A 20,050-nucleotide genomic window follows, 5' to 3' on the forward strand; every position below is an offset into this window, starting at 1 on the left:
GCGGTCGTGGTCCATCTTCAGGCGCCAGACCGGCTTGCGACCCTCCGCCTCAAACGCGGCGATCTGCTCCTCGGTGAGGTCGCGGTCGTAGTTGTCGTAGCCCAGCTTCGGGTCGCGGCCAGCGGCCTTGTGGCGCTCCTCGACCTCTTCCGGGGTGGAGTACGCCGGGTAGACCTCGCCGGCGGCCTTCAGCTTTTCCAGAACCTCGGCGTAGATATCCATGCGCTGGGACTGGCGGTAGGGCTCGTGCGGGCCGCCGGTCTCGATCCCCTCGTCCCAGTCGAGGCCGAGCCACTTCAGGGAGTCAATGATGGCCTGGTAGGACTCCTCGGTGTCGCGCTGAGCATCCGTATCCTCGATGCGGAAGATCAGCTTGCCGCCGGTGTGGCGAGCATAAGCCCAGTTAAACAGCGCGGTGCGCACCATGCCGACGTGCGGGGTGCCGGTGGGCGATGGACAAAAACGTACGCGAACTTCACTCATGGGCTCTTATCCTACCCGCGCTGCCCCGTCGCAAGATCGAGCGCCGGGGCTGAACCACAGGATCCGCCCTGGGAGCGCAAAACCCCGGGCTGTGCATCGCACAACCCGGGGCGGGCGCGGGCCATTGCCCCGCGCTTAACGAATGGATGACTTGAAGAAGTTCCAGGACTCCTGCGCCGCATCCGGACGGCTCGGGTACCAGGTGTGCTCGCCACCCGCGACCTTCTGCACCACGGTCGACACGGCGCAGCCGCTGTAGCGGTAAGTCGTGATGTTGCCGTTCGTGGAGGCACTCGGCGCCTTGGAGAGGTCACACTTGTTCCGGGCAGCGAACTGACGGTGCACCTGGTCGATGGAGAGGTAGGTTGCGCCGTGACGGGAACCGCCGTTGTAGTTCACGATGTCGTCGCCGGTGCCGTGGATGATCATGGTCGGCACCGAGGCATTCACGCAGTTGCTCACCGTCGGGGTGTAGTACGCGCCGGACACGCCCACGACGCCCTTGACCAGGTCGGGGGCCGCGCAGCCGAGCCCCAGGGCCATGCCACCACCGTTGGACAGCCCGGTGGCGTAGACGCGATTGCGGTCTGCCTTGCCCTCGCGGACCAGGGTGTTGACGATCTGGCGGACGAAGACCACGTCGGCACTGCGGCTGGTGTTGGTGGCGTACGGGGCCCCACCCCATGCCGGGTAGGTCTCACCCTTGAAAGTGCTGCGCACCGGCTCCGGGTACACGATGATCGCGGAGTCACCGGCTGCGGTGTTCTCCAGGCCGGCGTAGCTGCGGGCCTTGTTCGCGTCGTGCTGCCAGCCGCCGAACATGAACACGACCGGCAGGTTGCTCCGCAGGCCAGACTTCGGCATCTTGACGATCGCCTTGCGGGTCTTGCCGTTGACGCTGAAAGTGCGCTCGCTCAGGTTGGCGTTATTGCTCGGGGCGGTACCCGCCCCGCCTCCGCCGCCATTTTCCAGGCCGCCGACGATGCCGTTGATGATGCCGGCGAGGTCCTCCAGGTCGCCTGCGGAGGAGCTGAGGCTGCCCATGGAGGACTGTGCCTGGGCTTCGGGGGATCCCTGCGGAACGAAGGAGAGGGAGAGGGCTGCTGCTGCGGCGAGTGCTGCGGTCAGGCCGCGGCGGAGAATGCGGCGGGACTGTGCCGGCTGCTCAGCGGGCTCACCGGCGCGCTGAGACAGGTGGGGAAGAAAGTTCATGCGGCAAATGTACTCTATGGTCCCTCAGGAAACCTAGTTGCGTCGAACACTGGCCCTTGAGGTGGCCATCGAGGAGCCCGCGGGGGCGGTCGGTAGACTGGTGGGTATGGATTCAGACAAAAGGCCGGTGACCGCTCCGGACTTTTTGCTGTCACGACCACATCACAGCATTCGGACTCAGGGGCGTAAGGCCACATTCCCGGACCCTTTCGAGGCCAGCACGGCCCTGCGCGAGGGCACCGCTGAGCTGCTGGTCGGCGCGATTCCTTTCAACACTGGCTTCCGCGCCGCGCTCATGGAGCCGGAGAAGGTCGTCACCTTCGACGGCCCGCTCGAGCCGCCCGCATACTTCCGCGGACGAGAGGCCGCCGAGTCCCTCGAGGCGGTCGAGGTCACCGTCGCGACGACGAAGGAAGAACACCAGGCCCGGGTCGCCGCGGCGATTCAGACCATCCGCCGGACCAGCCTGGAGAAGGTGGTTCTGGCCCGCGTGGCGGACGTCTACTTCGCAGACACCATCGACCCGCTGCTCGTCGCCGCCCGCTTCATCGATCTTTCCGCCAACCGTGACGGCTACGCCGTGGACCTGTCTGCGACCGGGCGCAAGGAGGACCAGGGGTCGATGTTCGTGGGTTCCTCCCCCGAGATGTTGGTCTCCCGGAAGGGCAGGACGGTTCGAGCGTTCCCGCTGGCGGGTTCAGCGCCGCGCACGGGCATTGCAGAGCGCGACGACGCGACCGCCGAAGAGCTGCGTTCGAGCGAGAAGAACCTCGTCGAGCACGCGCTTGTGGTGGAGCACTACCGCAGGATCTTGGATCCACTGTGTTCGGAGCTCGATATCCCCGCCGAGCCCCTCATTCACGAGACCACCGAGATGATTCACCTGGGAACCCCGATCGTTGGCACCCTGGCTGACGCGGAATACTCCGCTCTTGACCTTGCCCTGATGCTGCACCCAACCCCGGCGATCGGTGGCACCCCCACCGACGAGGCGGTGGGGATCATCGAGTCTGTGGAAGAACCCCGCGAGTTCTATGCCGGCGCGGTCGGCTGGTGTGATGCCAGCGGCGACGGAGAGTGGATGGTCGCCATCCGTTGCGCCTGCGTGGAGGGGGATTCTGCGCGCGTGTGGGCCGGTGGCGGGATCGTCGCCGACTCCGATCCCCACGAGGAGGCGGAGGAAACCACCGCCAAGCTGCAAACCGCGCTGCGGGCGCTCAACGTCCCCGCCAGCATGCGGAACGTCTAACCCCCGCCCCCACGGCGCGGCGAACCTCCCCCGAGGCCGCCGACTCCGTATCTTCTAGTATGCCTGAACCGGGTTGGCCAGCGTTCCCAGGCCTGGGATTTCCACCGCAATGCGGTCGCCCGGCACCATCTCCGCGGTACCGGCCGGCGAACCGGTGCAGATCACATCGCCCGGCAGCAGGGTGAACGCGGAGGATACCCACTCGACGATCTCCGGGATGTCCTTGATCATCTGGTTAGAGTTCGAGTCCTGCTTGGTCTCGGTCTTCCCGTCGTGGGTCAGGTGTGCCTTGATGGGCAGGCTGTCGATGTCGATTCCGTCGACGTTCGTCTCGATCCATGGGCCCAGCGGGCAGAAGCTGTCCAGGCCCTTCGCGCGGGACCATTGACCGTCAGCGAACTGCAGGTCGCGGGAGCTGACGTCGTTGACGATGGTGAAGCCCAGGACGACGTCCTTCCAGTTGTTACGGTTGACGTCCTTGCACGGTCGCCCGATGACGATGGCGAGCTCGCCTTCGAACTCGACACGGGTGGCCCACTCGGGGATGCGGATCGGGGCTTCGGGGCCAACGACGGCTGTCGGGGGCTTCAGGAAGATGGTCGGTGGGAGGTGCTCCGCGCCCTGCTTGAAGACCTCCTTGACGTGGTCGGCATAGTTGCGACCCACGGCTACGATCTTGCTGGGAAGGATCGGCGCGAGCAGCCGAACCTCCTCGATCGGCCACGACTTGCCGGTGAACTCCGGCTCGCCGAATGGGTGATTAGCGATTTCGCGGCAGGTGGCGCCGGTGCCGTCCGGCTGGCCACCCTCAAGCACCGCGAATGTCATTCCTTCTGGGTGAGCAATTCGGGCGATACGCATAGGTACCAACCCTACCTGGCTGTGCGCTCGATGATGTCGCTTAGGGTACTTGTTATCGAAAGATTATTTCTTTCGTGTTTCAGCATCGCGAGCAGCAGCTCCCCGCAGGCCAGCGCGTCGCTGAGCGCATTGTGGGAACCGTAATGCGGTAGCCCGTAGCGTTCCCGCACCCGCGGTAACCGCAGATCCTCACCGCGCGGGTAGGTCGCCATGCGCTCGAAGTACCGGCGTTCGATGGCGAAGGTGTCGATGACCGGGACGGAGAGACCCGAACCGAAGTGTTGCCTACAGGCCTGACCTAGGAACTGGGTCTCGATGGGCGAAAAATGCACGACCATCGCCCGGCCCCGGAGCGCCAACAGCAATCTGCTCAACACGTCGCGCAGCGGCTCCCCTGCCTCGATGTCCGTGTGGGTGATGCCATGGATCTTCGCCGATTCCATGCCGGCAGGTACGCGCTCCAGGGCCTCCGGTTCGTGGTGGATCACCGCGTAGTCCGCCTCGGCCGGGGTGATGCGCCCGCCAGTCATGGGCACCCAACCGATGGAGAGGATGAGGTCCTTCTTTGGATCCAGGCCGGTGGTTTCGACGTCCACGGCCAGCAGTGGGGCCTCTCCGATGGGCTGGTCCACCTTGGCACGGGGGACGTCGTGGTACTCCGCCAGGGCGCCCGTCGCCTGACGGGTACGCCAGGAAGTACCCAGCCAGGGAGCCTGCCACCACTTCGCCATCGCTACTCCTTTAATAATCCTCTCGCTCGGCTTCGCCTTACACGCTGCGCACTGGGAAACGCACCGAGAGCCCCGATTGGGCCTTCTTGATGATCTGGAAGGCATCCCGCAGGTGCTCCCGTTCCATCTTCTTTAACTCCCCCGGGTCGACCCGGTAGTCCGGCGCCTCCCCCGCCGCGTCCTGCTTCGCCTGGTGGTGAAGGCTGATGGAAGACAGGAAATCGAAGGCATCGGTGAGGTCCGCTGCAGCCGATCGGCTGAGCGACTCCCCCGCCGCCGCGGCCAGCCGTGACCGGGTGGAGAGCTCGTGGCTGCCGCTCAGAATCGCGTGCAGGCGCGCGATCTGCACAACGGCGGCCAACCCGCCCTTCTTGATGTCCAGGGTGTGCGCGTGCTCGCCGCGCCGCCCCAGGATCAGGCCCCGAAAGACCCCAAGCGGGGGTTCCCGGCGTACCGCGAGCGCGGCGAGGTGCGCGTGCAGCCGGGGTGCCTGGTTGGCCGCAGCAGTTGCATAGGCGTGGATCTCATCGACCATCTCCTCCCCGCCGCCGACGGCCCGCATGTCGAAGAAGGTCTGCGCGTGCAACAGGGCGTCGGGCTCGGGGGCGGTGATCCAGTGGTGGAAGGTCGCCCGCCATTGGCTGACCGTCATCCGCCACTGCGAGTTGGAGGCCATCATGTCGCCGGGGCACAACGGCTGCCCGGCGGTCGCCAGCCCCTGACAGACCATCTCGCCAAGGCGCCGGAAGTACTCGCCGTGCTCCTCGGGCTGGTATTCATCAGAGATGACCAGGGCGTTGTCCTGGTCGCTGGCGGTGCCCATCTCGCGGCGCCCCTGGGATCCCAGCACGGCGAAGGCGAAGGGCACAGGGGCTGGCCCCAGTTCCTCCTCAACAAGCGTGAGAAGCCGCCTGGTCAGCGCGTCGGTGGCCACGGTCAGCAGTCGCTGGGCCTCCTCAGAACTGGCCCCGCGCTCCAAGAAGCGGATGGCCACGGCTTTGGCGGAGCGATAGGTCTCGGCCAACTCCTCTGGCGTGTTCTGGCGGGCGAGCTGTCCGGAAAGGTAAAGGGGGTCGGATTGCATGAGACGCATGATGTCGGCCGCGGCGATGATGCCCGCGACCCTGCCGTCGTCGACGACCGGGATGTGGTGGATCCCGCGCTCCGCCATGAGCAGCATGGCCTCGAAGACGAGAGCGTCTGACCCCAGGGAGAGGGGGTTGGCGGTCATGGCCTCGGAAACCGGCGAGTCCCCACTGATCTCCGCAGCGACGGAGCGGCGCATGTCTCGGTCGGTGATGATGCCACGGAGCTCGCGGTCGTCGATGACTAGCAGCGAGCTGACGTTGTGCTCCCCCATGCTGATCGCGGCATCCCGCAGTGTGGTCTGTGAAGTTGTCGCGGCGGGGTCAGTGATAGCGAAGGCTCCCAGCGGGGTGCGCAGCACCTCAGAGCTGGTGTTGCTGCGGGTCTGTTCCGCCGCGAGCCGGATGCGCTCAGAGAGGCTGGAGAAGTAGCGCAGGAAGTCGGCGAACTCTTCTGCGAGCGGGGCGAAGGTCTCCCGCGAGATGTAGATGATGAGGCTATCCTCCACGGCCTCCATCTGATAGTGGGATTCGGGCTCGGCGACAAGCGTGGAGTAGCCGAAGGTCTGACCGATATCCCGACGGTCCAGGAGGATGCCGTCCTCATCGATGACGTCCACGGCCCCGGAGCGGATCACGCCGAGCTCGTCGTTGACCTCCCCGTGGCGGATGAGGACCTCGCCTTTGCGGGCGTAGCCGATCTGGGTTCCTGCGGCGAGGGCGTTCAGGGCGGGTTTGGGAAGCCGGGAGAAGGGCTCGTGGGCGGCGAGGAAGCTGCGGATCTCCTCGACTTCGACGCTGACTGGCGCATTCATGGCCTCAACCTACCCATTCGGATTTAGGTTTGGGAGCCAAACCACTGAAGTGCTCCTCGCTGACGCTCCCAAGACATGACTAAGCCCGAGCCTTCCATGCGGAAAGCCCGGGCGGTAGACGTTGGACCCAGCGCTGGGCTAAGCCTGGACCGCTGCGGCGATGCGGTCGCCGACTTCGGCGGTGCGGATCGGGGAACCATCGCGGCCGGCAGCCTCGTCCAGCACGGCCTTCTCGATCTTCTCGGCGTTCGCCTCATCGCCTAGGTGGCGCAGCATCAGGGCCACGGAGAGGATCGCAGCGCATGGGTCGGCGATCCCCTGGCCGGCGATGTCCGGGGCCGAGCCGTGCACCGGCTCGAACATGGAGGGGTTCTTGTGGGTCGGGTCGATATTGCCCGAGGCAGCCAGGCCGATGCCGCCGGTCACCGCACCCGCCAGGTCGGTCAGAATGTCTCCGAAGAGGTTATCGGTGACGATGACGTCGTAGCGGGATGGGTCGGTGACCATGTAGATGGTGGCGGCGTCGATGTGGTTGTAATCCACCTCGACGTCCGGGAATTCCTGCCCGATGGTCTCGATGGCGCGCTGCCACAGGCCACCCGCATTCACGAGGACGTTGGTCTTGTGGACCCAGGTCAGCTTCTTGCGGCGCTCCTGGGCGCGGCGGAAGGCGTCGCGGACGACGCGCTCGACGCCGAACCAGGTGTTCTGGCTGACCTCGCTGGCAACCTCGTGGTCGGTGCCCTCGCGCAGGGTGCCGCCGTTGCCGCAGTAGAGGCCCTCGGTGCCCTCGCGGACGACCACGAAATCGATCTCGCCAGGGTTCTCCAGCGGGGAGCTCGCCCCCGGGTAGAGCTTAGAGGGGCGCAGGTTGACCGCATGATCAAGCTTGAAGCGCAGTGGCAGCAGCAGACCGCGCTCCAGCACGCCGGCCGGGACGGTGCGCGGGTCGCCGATCGCGCCCAGCAGGATCGCGTCGTGCTGCTTGAGGCTCTCCAAGTCGGCGTCGGTCAACGTCTCGCCATTACGAAGGTAGCGCCGGGCGCCGAGGTCGTATTCCGTCGTTGCGACATCGTCGCGCACTGCCTTGAGGACCTTCAAGGCCTCCGCGGTGACCTCGACGCCAATACCGTCACCATCAATAACCGCGAGTTTCATAGAATGAACCCCTTCATCTCACCATCTGGATGGTGAAAGTGTATCACCTCACAGCTTAGGGCTGAAAGAATTTCTATAGCTGGGACGGAAATCCGCTCCCCCGGCCCCGGCGATACGGCGCTGTTTTGTTAGCTTGAAGACATGAGCGACCTCCATAACATTCGCCCCTACCCCGGCGGTTCTCCTAATCACCACGACGCCGACGGAGTGGAGTCCACCGCCCTAACAATGAGCGGACTAAGCAAGAGTTTCGGCGAGACCCAGGCCGTCAATAATCTCAACCTTCGGATCCCGCGAGGCAGCATGTACGGCGTCGTCGGTCCGAATGGTGCCGGCAAGACCACCGCCCTGACCATCGCGACCGGGCTACTAGAGCCAACCAGTGGCAACGCCTGGATCTGCGGCATTCCGATGTGGGATCACGCCTCCGCCGGGCAGGTCAGGGCAGCGAAACAGCGCTTCGGCCTGTTGGCGGATGGACTGCCCATCTTCGACCGGCTCACCGCCCGGGAATACCTCGATTACTTGGGCCACCTACGCGGAATGGACCCGCAGGTCATCGAGCAGCGCACCGAGGAGCTCCTGGAGGCGATGGACCTCACCGGCGCAGAGGGTAAGTACATCGTGGACTTCTCCGCGGGCATGACTAAGAAGATCCTGCTCGCCGGCGCCATGCTCCACGGCCCAGAAGTACTGATCCTGGACGAGCCTTTCGAGGCCGTCGACCCGGTCTCAGGGCAGGTCATTCGAGACATCCTGCGCCGCTACGTCGCGGCCGGCGGCACCGTCATCATGAGTTCGCACGTCATGGAGTTGGTTGAGGGCCTGTGTGATCACGTGGCCATCATCGCCGAAGGCCGGGTACTGCGCGATGGCACCATCGACGAGGTCCGCCAGGGTAAGCCTCTCAACGAGGTCTTCGTCTCCCTCGTGGGCGGGCGCAGCCTTTCGCAGGGTTCCTTCAGCTGGCTCGGCACTCAAGGAGACGCCCAGTGAGCCTCGTCCCAAGCCAACAGGCCGCCCCCGCGCGTGCCAAAGAGTCACTGACCAGGCACCTGATTCGGCTCCACCTGAAAATGTGGCGCCGAAGCTTCAAGAAAGACTGGGTCCTGATTTTCAACGCCGTCTTCATGGCCTTCTTTGGGGTCCTCGGTACCATCGGGCTCGGCGCGTTCAGCTACGCAATGCTCACCCAAGAACACGAGGCGCGCATCCTGCCACTAGCCATGGCAGCCGGTGCACTCATCTACCTCCTCATCGTGTTCGTGTGGCCCAGCCCGGAAAACCACTTGACCCCGCAGAAGTTTGCCACACTGCCGGTCACCGAGCGGCAGCTCTTCCCCGGCCTAACCTGCGCGGCGTTCCTGCAGTCCCGCGCCCTGCTATCCATCGCCTGCTCGCTGATCATGGCCGGCTTTGGTGTGGCCGGAATCCAGGCAAGCGCTCCCCCACAGTCCAGCCTGCTCTCCGCGTTCTGGGTTATTGCCTGCCTCGCGCAGGGCATCGTCGCCGTACTCCTGGGCGAGGCCCTAGGCTCGCTCAGCTCGGCGATGGCCAGCCGCGTGTGGTCGGAGCGGCTGGGGTACGCATTTTCCTTCCTCTTTCTCATCGCCATTATGGGGCTGAATTTCACCACCAATGGTGTGCAAAGCCTGGATAACATGCTGGAGTTGGGCACGCTCTTCAGCTGGACGCCGTTTGGTGCAGCGGCCGGCGCGGCAGCCTCCGCCATCGAGGGCAACGTCGGCGCGAGCATCGCCCAGGGCTTCATTGCCGCCGCGACGATTCTGGGGTGCCTGTGGCTCTGGCGCACCGCCCTGCGCTTCGAATTGACCCACCCGATCCGAAGCAGCTCTGATCAGGCCACGAAGCACACCGGTGGGGTCATGCTGCGCTGGGCGTCTGCGAGCCCCCGCGGCGCGGTGTATTCACGCACGCTGCGGTATTGGCGCCGCGATGTGCGCTATTCCTATCAGGCCGTGGTGTTTATTCTGATCGGCGCCATGCTGCTCGCTCTCGGCGTGCTCCAGGGCACTGGGCTGCAGTGGTATGCACCCTTCATCGTCGCCCAGGGCGTACTGATGGTCAATGGCAATGACTTCGGCCTGGATGGTCCCTCTAATTGGGTGAACATGGTCTCAGGTGTGCGCCCGAAGGATCTTATCGCCGGCCGCCTGCTGGCCTCTCTGACGGTCATCGGCCCCATTTTTCTCGTCGTCGTGATCAGCCTTGGGGCCATCGAGGACTGCCGCCCGCTGTGGGCGGGTATCAGCGTGCTCGCTGTGTGTTCCCTGGTGCAGTCTCTGGGACTTGCCCCGGCTTTCGCGCTGCGATTCCCCTTCCCCAGTGCCACGCCGGGCACGAGCCCGATGAAGAACCGCTCCGGTACGTCCAGCAACGCGTTCATTCTCTCCATTGTCGGCCTGCTTGGACTCTTCATACCGCTGATCCCCGGAGCAGCGCTGCTGATCATCGACCTCCACGATGCTGGGTCCTGGGCGGATGCAACCCGGCTCACCGCTATTGGCATCGGGGTGCAGCTCCTGATCAGTGGCACCATCGGGTTGCTTGGCTACCGCTGGGCGGTGAAGAACACCTCCCAACGCTGGCCAAAGGCCTTCGCGAAGGTCCGCAACTGGGTCTAGGCCCCGATAGAAGTCACAGCTCATCAGCTCAATATCGAGCGAACTGAACTAGGTGCCGGGAAAAGAAAAGCAGGGCAGCGAAACCGCTGCCCTGCTCACTTTTGCGGATATGTTTTAGCAGCACACCCACTTGCCGTCGATGAATGCGTGGCGATGCCCATCGTGGTCATAGTCAACGTGGTCGCCGTGAGGGATGGCCACGTGGCCGCAGCCTGGACCGTGCTCGTGATCGTGATCCTCGTGAGCCACCTGCTCCTCGGTCTCGCACTCCACCCACTGGCCATCAAGCTCGCGGTGGATGTGTCCATCGTGGACATAGTCCGTGTGATCCTCGTGCGGAACGGCGACGTGACCGCACACTGGACCATGCTGGTGCTCGTGGTCTGCGTGAACTTCGTGCTTGGCCAGTGCCATGACTGCTCTCCTTGCATCCATCGGGCGCTCCGACTGGCGGCCTACTCCCTTAATGACAATAAACAGCCCCTTATTGATTGTCAATAAGGGGCTGTTTATTTTGTTTACCCAGCTCAGGGCCGGTTAAACATTTTCATTAAGGGAGCTTAGAAAGCGACCTGGAAGGCATTCTCAGCAGAGAGCTCCGCGTTGACTGCCTCCAGCTCATCCTCGGTCAGCGCACGGTCGATGCGCAGCACGAGGGTTGCGGTGCCGTCCTCAGTGTTCGGGGACAGAGCCGCCGCAGCAATGTTCACGCCCTGCTGACCCAGGAGGGTGCCGATGCGGCCCAACGCACCGGTCTGGTCCGCGTAGACCAGGAAGAGGTTAGTGCCCTCGGCACGCAGGTCCAGGCCGCGGTCGTTGATGCGAACGATCTTGTCGACGCGCTCCAGGCCGGTCAGCGCACCAACGACGGTGGCCGAGGAGCCGTCAGCGGCGACGACCTTGACCTCCAGCACGCTGCGGTGCGTGACGGACTCATCCTGGGACTTCACCTCGAGAGCCACGCCGCGCTGCTCAGCAATGGACGGGGCGTTAACGAAGGTGACCTGCTCGTCCAGCACGCCGGAGAAGGTGCCGCGCAGGGCAGCCAGGCCGAGCGCGTCGATGGACTCGCTGGAGAGCTCGCCGCGGGCGGTGACGACCACGGACGCCGGAGCACCGTCCAGCAGCTTGGCGGCAACCGCGCCCAGCTTCGTGGCCAGGTTCAGCCACAGGGCGACCTCCTCGGAGACCTTGCCACCGGAGACGTTGACGGCATCCGGAACGAAGTCGCCGGCCAGGGCCTTGAGGACGGAGGCAGCGACGTCGGTGCCTGCTCGGTCCTGCGCCTCGACGGTGGATGCACCCAGGTGCGGGGTGACGACAACCTCGTCGAGCTCGAACAGCGGGGAATCCGTGCACGGCTCGGAGGCATAGACGTCGAAGCCCGCGCCACGGATGTGGCCGGACTTGATGGCATCGGCGAGCGCCTGCTCGTCGACGAGGCCGCCGCGGGCAGCGTTGATGATGATCTGACCCTTCTTGGACTTCGCCAGGAGGTCAGCGTCGAACATGCCGCTGGTCTCCGGAGTCTTCGGCAGGTGGATCGTCACGAAGTCCGAGCGGCCCATGAGCTCCTCAAGCTCAACGAGCTCCACGCCGAGCTGTGCGGCGCGGGCCGGGTTGGCGTACGGGTCGTAGGCGATGATCTCAGTCTCGAAAGCGGCGAGGCGCTGCGCGAACAGCTGGCCGATGTGGCCGAAGCCCACGATGCCGACGGTCTTGCCGAGGATCTCCACGCCCTTGAAGGAAGAGCGCTTCCACTCGCCGTCGCGGAGGGTCTTATCGGCTGCCGGAATCTGGCGGGCGGTAGACAGCAGCAGGCTGATGGCGTGCTCGCAGGCGGAGTGGATGTTCGAGGTCGGCGCATTGGCGACCATGACGCCGCGCTCGGTCGCGGTCTCGATGTCCACATTGTCGAGTCCGACGCCGGCGCGACCGACGATCTTCAGATTCTTGGCGGCCTCGAGCACTTCCTTATCCACCGTGGTGGCGGAGCGCACGAGCAGGGCGTCGGCATCGACGACGGCGTCAAGGAGTTCTGGTCGGTTCGGGCCATCCACCCAACGGACGTCGACGGAATCGCCGAGTGCATCGACGGTGGACTGAGAGAGCTTATCTGCGATTAGTACAACCGGGCGGTTGGTGGTGCTCAAGGGAATTCTCCTGAAAAATTTTCACTTCCCCAGCGGGTGAAACGACCGCGTCACCCGAGGGGGCCCACGCCTGACCGTGTATGGCGCATGACCCCACAATCATATCCCTTGGCGGTGGCGTGTGTGCTGTAGGCCACCCTTAAAAATCCCCCCGCTGGGCGGTGGTTTTGCATCTATTGGGAACCCCACCCCGCGGTGTTGCCTTCACCGGCGAGCCCGAATCCTGGATTCGCCCAGATCATCTGCCCCTCACCCAGTAGGCACGAGCTCCAGTAACCAGCCCAACCATGTCGCGGCTGTTCACTCTCGCCCACTCACGTCGACCTCACTGCACCCCCTTGCAGCGGCGACCAACGTGAGTTGATCTGAGCCCCACCCCTGGTCCGCAACCCCGCGGACACCCAGGAACCGGGCTTGCCGGTAAGGTAGCCAGCCTAGCCCCGACTCAGCGGTGCATCATGCTGACAAACCTAACCTAGGAAATTTCGTGAGCATTCGTTTCACCTTTGCGTAATTGGGAAAAACTTTTCCCCACACCACCCCCTGTGTGTTCTATAGATTCCCCCGCTGCCAGCATCTTTAAGAATTCTTTAGCACCCCCGTTAGCTCTTCCTCAGTGGTCAGGTGGCGCTTACCTGATGCTCTGCGGAGAATGATCCCCCGTGAATGCCTCCGCACCTAGCTCACCCTCTGTTCCGCAGCCACCGCCCCGCCTCGGCCCGGTCACAGCACTTGCCGCTGCGGGCATGCTTCTCGTCGCCGTGATGGGGTGGTTCCTGCAGGACTCCACCTTCGACCTGGCCGCGACGCAGGCGGCGAATCGTACCTTCACGGGCGCGACACGCCAGTTTTTCGACGCGGTCTATGCAGCTCTCCTCGGCCACAACCTACCGCTGGTGCTGCTGGCCGGCCTGGTGGTGACCGGTCTGATATCTCGCCGACTATTGCGGCCCCTGATCGTTGCGTTGACGATTGCCAGCACCTGGGCACTGGTCTTCATCCCGAAGGCTTTGGTCGGCAGGCCACGGCCCGACTGGGATTTTCTAACGCACCCACCACACAGCCTGCCCAGCGATATGAGCTTTCCCAGCGGGCACACGACGTTCATCGCCGTCACGGTGGCCGTCTGCCTCATCGCGACGTATCGCGGTCTCGACCCGAGCCTGTCCCGTTCGACGGTGGGATGGAAGGGATTCGGCCTGATGGCTGTGGTCGGCTGCGGCGCCATCGCGCTCATCGTGACCACCGTGATGGCCCGTGGCGTCCACTTCCCCAGCGACGCAGCCGGGGCCATTATCTTCTCCTTCAGCCTGGCACCGTTGGTGTGGACGCTATGGGAAACACTGGCATTTTTCCTTCTTTCTCGCGGACGCTCGGCTCCCCGCAGCCGCCAGGGCCCTGTGGCATGATTGGTGCCATGATGCACTCGCGACGTCGCCCCACTGCCCCGCTCCTGACCCTCATGGGCATCGCGTGCGCCGGAGCAGCACCCTGGTTCCTCGTCGGAACTGCTGCTGCGGAGCAGCCGGTGGTCCACAGCATCGTGCAGGCGCAGGCGGCACCGGCCGTGCCCCACACCAAGGTGGACGTCCAGGTGGCTGACGGCTCCAGCGTGCTGGGCGACGCCGCGCGCCAGGGAATGATCGAGCAGACCGCGAGGATCGATTTCCCCGACTCCGTCCAGAAGGTCGTCTACGTCCTCATCCCGGGCAGCAGCGATAACTTCAACGACGACGTCCTCGACTGGGCAGCCCGAAACATGCCGGAATTGGTCCCCGACGGCACCGGCAAGGGCGCCACATGGGAGAACGGCACTCTGATCCTGGGGGTGGGTACGAACACCCGAACCAACGGTGTGTACTGCGGCAACGACGTCTGCCAGGACCTGGATATCTTCGAAGGCCCCCACCTGGACGCTTCCCTGGAGGCGATGAAGGACAGCTTCCGCCGCGGGAACTTCGCAAATGGCCTCGTGGAGGGCGCCAAGGTCGCCGCGGATACGGAGCTGGGCGCGCGCCTGGCCGAGGAGAAGGCTCGCGAGGACCGCAACGCCATGCTCGGCGTCGGCGCGGTGGGCGTGGGCGCCGCGGGCCTGGGAGCGGCCGCCTGGCAGCACCGCAAGAAGAAGCTGACGGCCACCGCGAAGCAGCAGTTCTACGAGCTTTCCACCCACTACTCCGAGCTCTCGCAGAGCCTGGACGCCCTGGATATCCGCGCCAATTCACTGAGCTCCCCGCTGGCCAATGCCGAGCTCCGCTCGCAGTGGACCACGATCCGCGACGAGTTCTTGAGCCTCAACAACCGGGTCGGGGCACTAAACCTGACGCTCACGAGCGATGACAAGGAGTTCTACGCCAAGCACAACCAGATCGCGAGCGCGCACGAGACGCTCGAATCGATGAGCAATGCCGAAGAGAACATCAACCTGATGTTCGAGTTGGAAAGCGGCGATCAGATCAAGCGCGAGCGAGAGCTGCACTCCATCAAGCAGGACCTCTCCGAAGCGCTGTTCGAGGTGCGCAACCGGGAGGCGATCCGCCAGCTTAAGAATGTCGAGGCGCAAGTCGATGAGCTGATGCGAAACCTGCAGGCCCCGGACTTCATGGACCGGTTGGCCCGCATCGTCAGCGACCAGGCGCACGCGCTGGAGCTGGCCGCGCGCGACATGAAGCACCTGGACCGCGAGGCTCACAGGGACGAGCGCCCCTCCCTCACCGACCGCGACTGGCGCCCCGGTTACGTGTACTCGAACTGGGTGCCCTACTACCTGCTGGCCTCGTGGCACAGCGCGGACACCCGGGCCGCCGAGTCTTCCTCCAGCAGCGGCGGGGGCATTGCGAATACTAGCTTCAGCAGTGGCTTCTCCGGCGGTGGCGGCTCCTCCAGCTGGTAGCGGGGAGCTTTCCCGCCAACTGTCCACGCGGGGCTAACAGACGTTGTGTGGCCCCTCGTGCTCAACGTGGCTCGGGCGCTCGACTTGGATCGTCGAGTGCACAATCCCCCGCTCTTGAAGGGCCTCCTGGGCCACACACAGCACGGCAGCCGGGTCGCGGTCCTCCGGAACGACCAGGTGCACGGAGGCGAGCGCGCTCGTTCCGTCGAGGGACCACAGGTGCAGGTCGTGAACATCCACCACGCCGTCCACCTCCCGGAGAAGCGCGTCGATCTCAGCAGGCTCGTAGCCGGGCGGGGCCTGCTCCAGCAGGATCCGCAGCGTATGCATCATGAGCTGCCAGGCGCGCGGCAGCACGAGTGCTGCGATGACAAGGGAGGCGATGACGTCCGCGTACTGCCACCCGGTCGTCATGATGACGCCACCGGCAATCAGGACGGCGACGGAGCCCAACATATCCGCTAGCACATGGAGGAACGCGCCCTGAACGTTCACGGAGTGCTCCCGCTGGCTATGCAGAATCCATGCGGATACCGCGTTCGCGACCAGACCAATGAGCGCGATGATCATCATCGGGCCAGCGAGGATCTCGACGGGCTCGCGTAGCCGGCGGATGGCCTCCACCACAATCCACACCGAGATACCAAGCACGGTGATCGCGTTGACGAGTGCGGCCACCACCTCCACGCGCCGGTAGCCAAAGGTCGCCTGCGCGTTGGAGGCGCGGCGCCCGATGAGGATCGCGATCACCGCGATGATGATGCCGGCTGCATCGGAAAGCATGTGCATCGCGTCGGCCAGCAGGGCAACGGAGCCGGTGATCAGCCCGCCGATGAACTCGGCGAAGAAGATCGTGCCGGTCACCACAAGCACGGTGAGAAGTGCGCGCATCGGGGCGTCCGTCGGCGCGTGGGAGTGAGAATGCCCGTGTGCATGGGAGCGATCGCGAGAATGCGAAGAACCGTGGTGATGCGCATCGGCACCACCACGGTTCTGTGGGCGCTCGAAGGCTGCGTCAACGTACTCGCTCATGCCGTCAAGCTTAGGGAGCGCCACCCTTATTGACAACTTATTGAAAATGGTCGGGTGGCGCCTGCGCGGGGTCACTCCCCGCGAGAGATTGAGGCCTTAGGCGGTCTCGTTCAGCGGGTTCTTAACCCAGCTCATGAGGTCGCGCAGCTTCTCGCCAGTCTTTTCGATCTCGTGATCGTTGTAGCTAGCGCGCAGCCCCTCGAGCTCCTTGTTGCCGCCCTCGACGTTGGCAACGAGGCGCTTGGTGAAGGTGCCGTCCTGAATATCGGACAGGATGCCCTTCATGCGCTCCTTGGTATCGGCGTCGATGACGCGCGGGCCAGAAATGTAGCCGCCGAACTCCGCGGTATCAGAGACGGAGTAGTTCATATTCTTGATGCCGCCCTCGAAGATGAGGTCGACGATCAGCTTCAGCTCGTGCAGGCACTCGAAGTAAGCCATCTCCGGCTCGTAGCCCGCCTCAACCAGAACCTCGAAGCCGGTCTTGATGAGCTCCTCGGTGCCACCACACAGGACGGCCTGCTCGCCGAAGAGGTCGGTGACGGTCTCCGCCTCGAAGGTGGTCGGGATGACGCCCGCGCGGCCGCCGCCGATTGCGGCAGCGTAGGACAGAGCCAGGTCGCGGCCGTTGCCCTTCGGGTCCTGCTCGACGGCGATCAGGCACGGAACACCCTTACCGTCGACGTACTGACGGCGCACCAGGTGGCCCGGGCCCTTCGGCGCGACCATACCGATGGTGATGTTATCTTCTGGCTTGATCATGCCGAAGTGGATGTTCAGGCCGTGACCGAAGAACAGGGCGTCGCCGTCCTTCAGGTTCGGGGCGATGTCGTTTTCGTAGATCTGTGCCTGGGAGGTATCCGGAGCGAGCAGCATGATGACGTCGGCCCACTCGCTGGCCTCGGCGTTGTTCAGGACCTTGAAGCCGGCCTCTTCAGCCTTCTCGCGGGACTTGGACCCCTCGCGCAGGCCGATGGCAACCTCTACGCCGGACTCGCGGAGGTTCTGCGCGTGAGCGTGCCCCTGGGAGCCGTAGCCAATGATCGCAACCTTGCGACCCTGGATGATCGACAGGTCAGCGTCGTCGTCGTAAAAAACATCAATTGCCATGAGGTTTCAACCTTTCTCGCCAGCCGCGTCTGCCCGCGGCTCGCTATCGATGAGCATGTTTAGATTATAACAGAAATTTCACTCTTTGAGATGAAATTTACCATTCTATGAAATTTTGCGCGGGCGGGTGCCCCCGATTTAACGGCTCGGCGCCATCGATCGCGGACCACGGGACATCGCGGTGACGGAAGACTCGATGAGCTCGCGAATACCGAAGGGCTCCAGAACATCCAGCAGCGCCTGCAGCTTGGACGGGGTGCCCGTGGCCTCGATGATCAGCGAGTCCGGGCTGACGTCGACAACGTGCGCACGGAAGAGCTTCGCCGCCTCGACCACCTGCGTGCGGTTGCTATTACCCGCAGCGACCTTGACGAGCAGAAGACCGCGTTGCACCGTGGTTTCCGGATCCTGACGCGACACCTTGAGCACCGGAACCAGCTTGTTCAGCTGCTTCGTGATCTGCTCGACAACGACTTCCTCGCCCTCGACGACGAGGGTGATGCGGTTGACGCCGTCGGTCTCAGTACGCCCCGAGCTAATGGAGACGATATTGAACGCACGCCGGGTGAACATGCCGGAGATGCGGGAGATGATGCCGTCCTCGTCCTGAGTCAGGACCGACAGAGTGTGAAGGTTGGACATTAGTTCTGTTCCCCTTCCTGGGCGTCGATGTTGTCGACTTCGGTGTCCTGAAATTCCTGCATGGTCTCGTGGATCTCGGCCGGGGTCTCCGCTGCCGATTCCTCGTCGTCGAAAAGCGGGCGCAGGTTGCGGGCGTACTGCACCTCGTCATTGGAGGTACCGGCCGGGACCATCGGCCAGACCTGGGCGTCCTCACCGACGATGAAGTCGATCACGACCGGGCGGTCATTGATCTCGCGTGCCTTCTTAATGGTCGGGAGAACGTCCTCCTCCTTCTCCACGCGGAAGGCGGCGCAGCCCATGGACTCCGCAAGCTGCAGGAAGTCCGGGAGGTAGGTTTCCTTGGGCTTAAGGTTGGTGTGCGAGTAGTGGCCGTCATAGAACAGGGTCTGCCACTGGCGCACCATCCCGAGGTTGCCGTTATTGATCAGCGCGATCTTGATTGGGAAACCCTCGACCGCACAGGTGACGAGCTCCTGGTTCGTCATCTGGAAGCAGCCGTCGCCGTCGATAGCCCAGACTTCCTTATCCGGCGCGCCAGCCTTGGCACCCATGGCCGCCGGCACCGCGTAGCCCATGGTGCCGAGACCACCGGAGTTCAGCCAGGTGCGCGGGTGCTCAAAGTCGAGGAACTGCGCGGACCACATCTGGTGCTGGCCGACACCGGCACAGTAAATCGCATCGGGGCCGACCTCCTTAGACAAGGTCTCGATGACGAACTGCGGGGCCATCTTCTCGTTCGGAGTGTGCTCGTAGCCGCGCGGGAAGTGCTCCTGCATCTCCCCCAAATACTCACGCCACTCGGTGGTGTCCGGACGAGACAGACCGTGGGTGTCGATCGCCTTGTGCAGCGCGGTGAGAACCTCCTTCGCGTCGCCGACGATCGGCACCTGAACCTCGCGGATCTTGCCGATTTCCGCAGGGTCGATATCCGCGTGGATGACCTTGGCGTTCGGCGCGAAGCTCTCCAGCTTCCCGGTCACCCGGTCATCGAAGCGGGTACCGATGGCAACGAGCAGGTCGGAGCGCTGGAGGGCAGCCACAGCAGGCACGGAACCGTGCATACCCGGCATGCCCATGTGCAGCTCGTGCGACTCCGGGAAGGCACCGAGGGCCATCAGGGTGGTGACCACCGGGATGTCATTCGCTTCAGCGAAGGTCCGCAGCTCCTTGTGCGCCTCGGACTTGATGACGCCGCCACCGATGTACAGCACTGGGCGCTTGGCCTTACTAATGAGGCGCACGGCCTCCTCAACCTGGCGACCGTGGGGCGTGGTGACCGGACGGTAGCCCGGGAGGTCGAACTGCGGTGGCCAGACGAAGTCCAGCTCGGCGTTCTGCACATCCTTCGGCACATCAACCAGCACCGCCCCCGGGCGCCCGGTGGACGCCAGATGGAAGGCCTCGGCCATCGCCGCCGGAATATCCTCTGGGCGGGTCACCATGAAGTTGTGCTTCGTGATCGGCATCGTCACGCCACGAATATCAGCCTCCTGGAAGGCATCGGTGCCCAGCAGACCCTTGCCAACCTGGCCAGTAATCGCCACGAGTGGCACGGAGTCCATGTTGGCATCCGCGATCGGGGTGACCAGGTTCGTCGCACCCGGGCCGGAGGTAGCGATACACACGCCAACCTCACCGGTGACCTGGGCGTAACCCGTGGCGGCATGGCCGGCCCCCTGCTCATGGCGCACGAGAACGTGGCGGAGCTTTTCGGAGCCATACAGGGCCTCATACAGCGGGAGGACAGCGCCACCCGGGAGCCCGAAGACCACGCCGGTCCCCAGCTCTTCAAGGGAACGCACGATCGCCTCTGCGCCGTTAATGCGCTCGGGCTTGCGGGCCTGCGCGACGCCGCGGCTAGCCGCAGCGACCGTGGCGGGCGTGGGCTGTGAGCGTGAAGTGTTGTTCACGGTTTCAATCGCTCCTTGCTCGGCACGCGAGATTGTTACTCGCTTCTACTTCATCGGGGACAAAAACA

The 20,050-nt window shown here is 64.4% G+C and carries 17 protein-coding genes; 5 read left to right on the forward strand and 12 right to left on the reverse strand.

Annotation, left to right across the window (positions count from 1 at the left end):
• Together Q1V78_RS03555 and Q1V78_RS03560 are read right to left on the reverse strand one after the other, a co-directional pair.
• On the reverse strand, nt 1-483 hold a 483-nt coding region (locus Q1V78_RS03555), incomplete at its 3' end, for a glutamate--tRNA ligase family protein (RefSeq protein WP_300611687.1).
• A 135-nt stretch (nt 484-618) separates the two neighbouring features.
• Nucleotides 619-1,695 (reverse strand): PHB depolymerase family esterase, encoded by a 1,077-nt coding sequence (locus tag Q1V78_RS03560; RefSeq protein ID WP_300611689.1) that lies wholly within the window; start codon nt 1,693-1,695, stop codon nt 619-621.
• A gap of 106 nt (nt 1,696-1,801) precedes the next feature.
• Between Q1V78_RS03560 and Q1V78_RS03565 the strand changes: the two genes are divergently transcribed.
• Nucleotides 1,802-2,944 carry an isochorismate synthase MenF gene (locus Q1V78_RS03565; RefSeq protein ID WP_300611691.1) on the forward strand — a complete coding sequence of 381 codons (1,143 nt, stop codon included), beginning with the start codon at nt 1,802-1,804 and terminating at the stop codon, nt 2,942-2,944.
• A 54-nt stretch (nt 2,945-2,998) separates the two neighbouring features.
• Here the strand turns inward: Q1V78_RS03565 and Q1V78_RS03570 are convergent, their stop codons facing one another.
• The 4 genes from Q1V78_RS03570 to Q1V78_RS03585 form a co-directional block, all read right to left on the reverse strand.
• A complete protein-coding gene (locus tag Q1V78_RS03570) occupies nt 2,999-3,805 on the reverse strand; it encodes a fumarylacetoacetate hydrolase family protein (RefSeq protein ID WP_012360016.1) in 807 nt (268 codons plus the stop codon).
• Between the two features lie 11 nt (nt 3,806-3,816).
• Nucleotides 3,817-4,536 (reverse strand): exonuclease domain-containing protein, encoded by a 720-nt coding sequence (locus Q1V78_RS03575; protein ID WP_300611694.1) that lies wholly within the window; start codon nt 4,534-4,536, stop codon nt 3,817-3,819.
• Nucleotides 4,537-4,573: 37 nt separating this feature from the next.
• Nucleotides 4,574-6,436 (reverse strand): DUF294 nucleotidyltransferase-like domain-containing protein, encoded by a 1,863-nt coding sequence (locus Q1V78_RS03580; RefSeq protein WP_300611696.1) that lies wholly within the window; start codon nt 6,434-6,436, stop codon nt 4,574-4,576.
• 138 nt (nt 6,437-6,574) lie between these two features.
• Nucleotides 6,575-7,594, reverse strand: coding sequence for a 3-isopropylmalate dehydrogenase (locus tag Q1V78_RS03585; RefSeq protein ID WP_300611698.1), 1,020 nt, complete (start codon nt 7,592-7,594; stop codon nt 6,575-6,577).
• A 228-nt stretch (nt 7,595-7,822) separates the two neighbouring features.
• Between Q1V78_RS03585 and Q1V78_RS03590 the strand changes: the two genes are divergently transcribed.
• Together Q1V78_RS03590 and Q1V78_RS03595 are read left to right on the forward strand one after the other, a co-directional pair.
• Nucleotides 7,823-8,590 (forward strand): ABC transporter ATP-binding protein, encoded by a 768-nt coding sequence (locus tag Q1V78_RS03590; RefSeq protein WP_300611724.1) that lies wholly within the window; start codon nt 7,823-7,825, stop codon nt 8,588-8,590.
• Between the two features lie 80 nt (nt 8,591-8,670).
• A complete protein-coding gene (locus Q1V78_RS03595) occupies nt 8,671-10,239 on the forward strand; it encodes an ABC transporter permease (protein WP_300611700.1) in 1,569 nt (522 codons plus the stop codon).
• Between the two features lie 114 nt (nt 10,240-10,353).
• Here the strand turns inward: Q1V78_RS03595 and Q1V78_RS03600 are convergent, their stop codons facing one another.
• Together Q1V78_RS03600 and serA are read right to left on the reverse strand one after the other, a co-directional pair.
• Entirely contained in the window at nt 10,354-10,653 is a 300-nt protein-coding gene (locus Q1V78_RS03600) for a hypothetical protein (protein ID WP_300611726.1), read from the reverse strand.
• A 146-nt stretch (nt 10,654-10,799) separates the two neighbouring features.
• Nucleotides 10,800-12,392 carry a phosphoglycerate dehydrogenase gene (serA, locus tag Q1V78_RS03605; protein WP_300611702.1) on the reverse strand — a complete coding sequence of 531 codons (1,593 nt, stop codon included), beginning with the start codon at nt 12,390-12,392 and terminating at the stop codon, nt 10,800-10,802.
• Nucleotides 12,393-13,054: 662 nt separating this feature from the next.
• Here serA and Q1V78_RS03610 point away from each other — a divergent pair.
• Together Q1V78_RS03610 and Q1V78_RS03615 are read left to right on the forward strand one after the other, a co-directional pair.
• Complete coding sequence (locus Q1V78_RS03610) at nt 13,055-13,801, forward strand: phosphatase PAP2 family protein (protein WP_300611704.1); 747 nt, start codon at nt 13,055-13,057, stop codon at nt 13,799-13,801.
• 8 nt (nt 13,802-13,809) lie between these two features.
• The gene (locus Q1V78_RS03615) at nt 13,810-15,285 is read left to right on the forward strand and encodes a DUF5129 domain-containing protein (RefSeq protein ID WP_300611706.1); all 1,476 of its coding nucleotides are present in this window, start codon (nt 13,810-13,812) and stop codon (nt 15,283-15,285) included.
• A gap of 33 nt (nt 15,286-15,318) precedes the next feature.
• On the opposite strand, the gene Q1V78_RS03620 is transcribed toward Q1V78_RS03615, so the two are convergent.
• From Q1V78_RS03620 to Q1V78_RS03635, 4 genes are all read right to left on the reverse strand, one after another.
• Complete coding sequence (locus Q1V78_RS03620; RefSeq protein ID WP_300611708.1) at nt 15,319-16,317, reverse strand: cation diffusion facilitator family transporter; 999 nt, start codon at nt 16,315-16,317, stop codon at nt 15,319-15,321.
• Between the two features lie 96 nt (nt 16,318-16,413).
• Complete coding sequence (gene ilvC / locus Q1V78_RS03625) at nt 16,414-17,427, reverse strand: ketol-acid reductoisomerase (protein WP_300611710.1); 1,014 nt, start codon at nt 17,425-17,427, stop codon at nt 16,414-16,416.
• A gap of 138 nt (nt 17,428-17,565) precedes the next feature.
• Complete coding sequence (gene ilvN, locus Q1V78_RS03630; protein WP_300611712.1) at nt 17,566-18,069, reverse strand: acetolactate synthase small subunit; 504 nt, start codon at nt 18,067-18,069, stop codon at nt 17,566-17,568.
• A complete protein-coding gene (locus Q1V78_RS03635; protein ID WP_300611714.1) occupies nt 18,069-19,982 on the reverse strand; it encodes an acetolactate synthase large subunit in 1,914 nt (637 codons plus the stop codon). Before Q1V78_RS03635 ends, ilvN begins: the two co-directional genes overlap by 1 nt.
• Between the last annotated feature and the right edge of the window lie 68 nt (nt 19,983-20,050).

This window comes from Corynebacterium sp. (assembly GCF_030152825.1).
Classification (GTDB): domain Bacteria; phylum Actinomycetota; class Actinomycetes; order Mycobacteriales; family Mycobacteriaceae; genus Corynebacterium.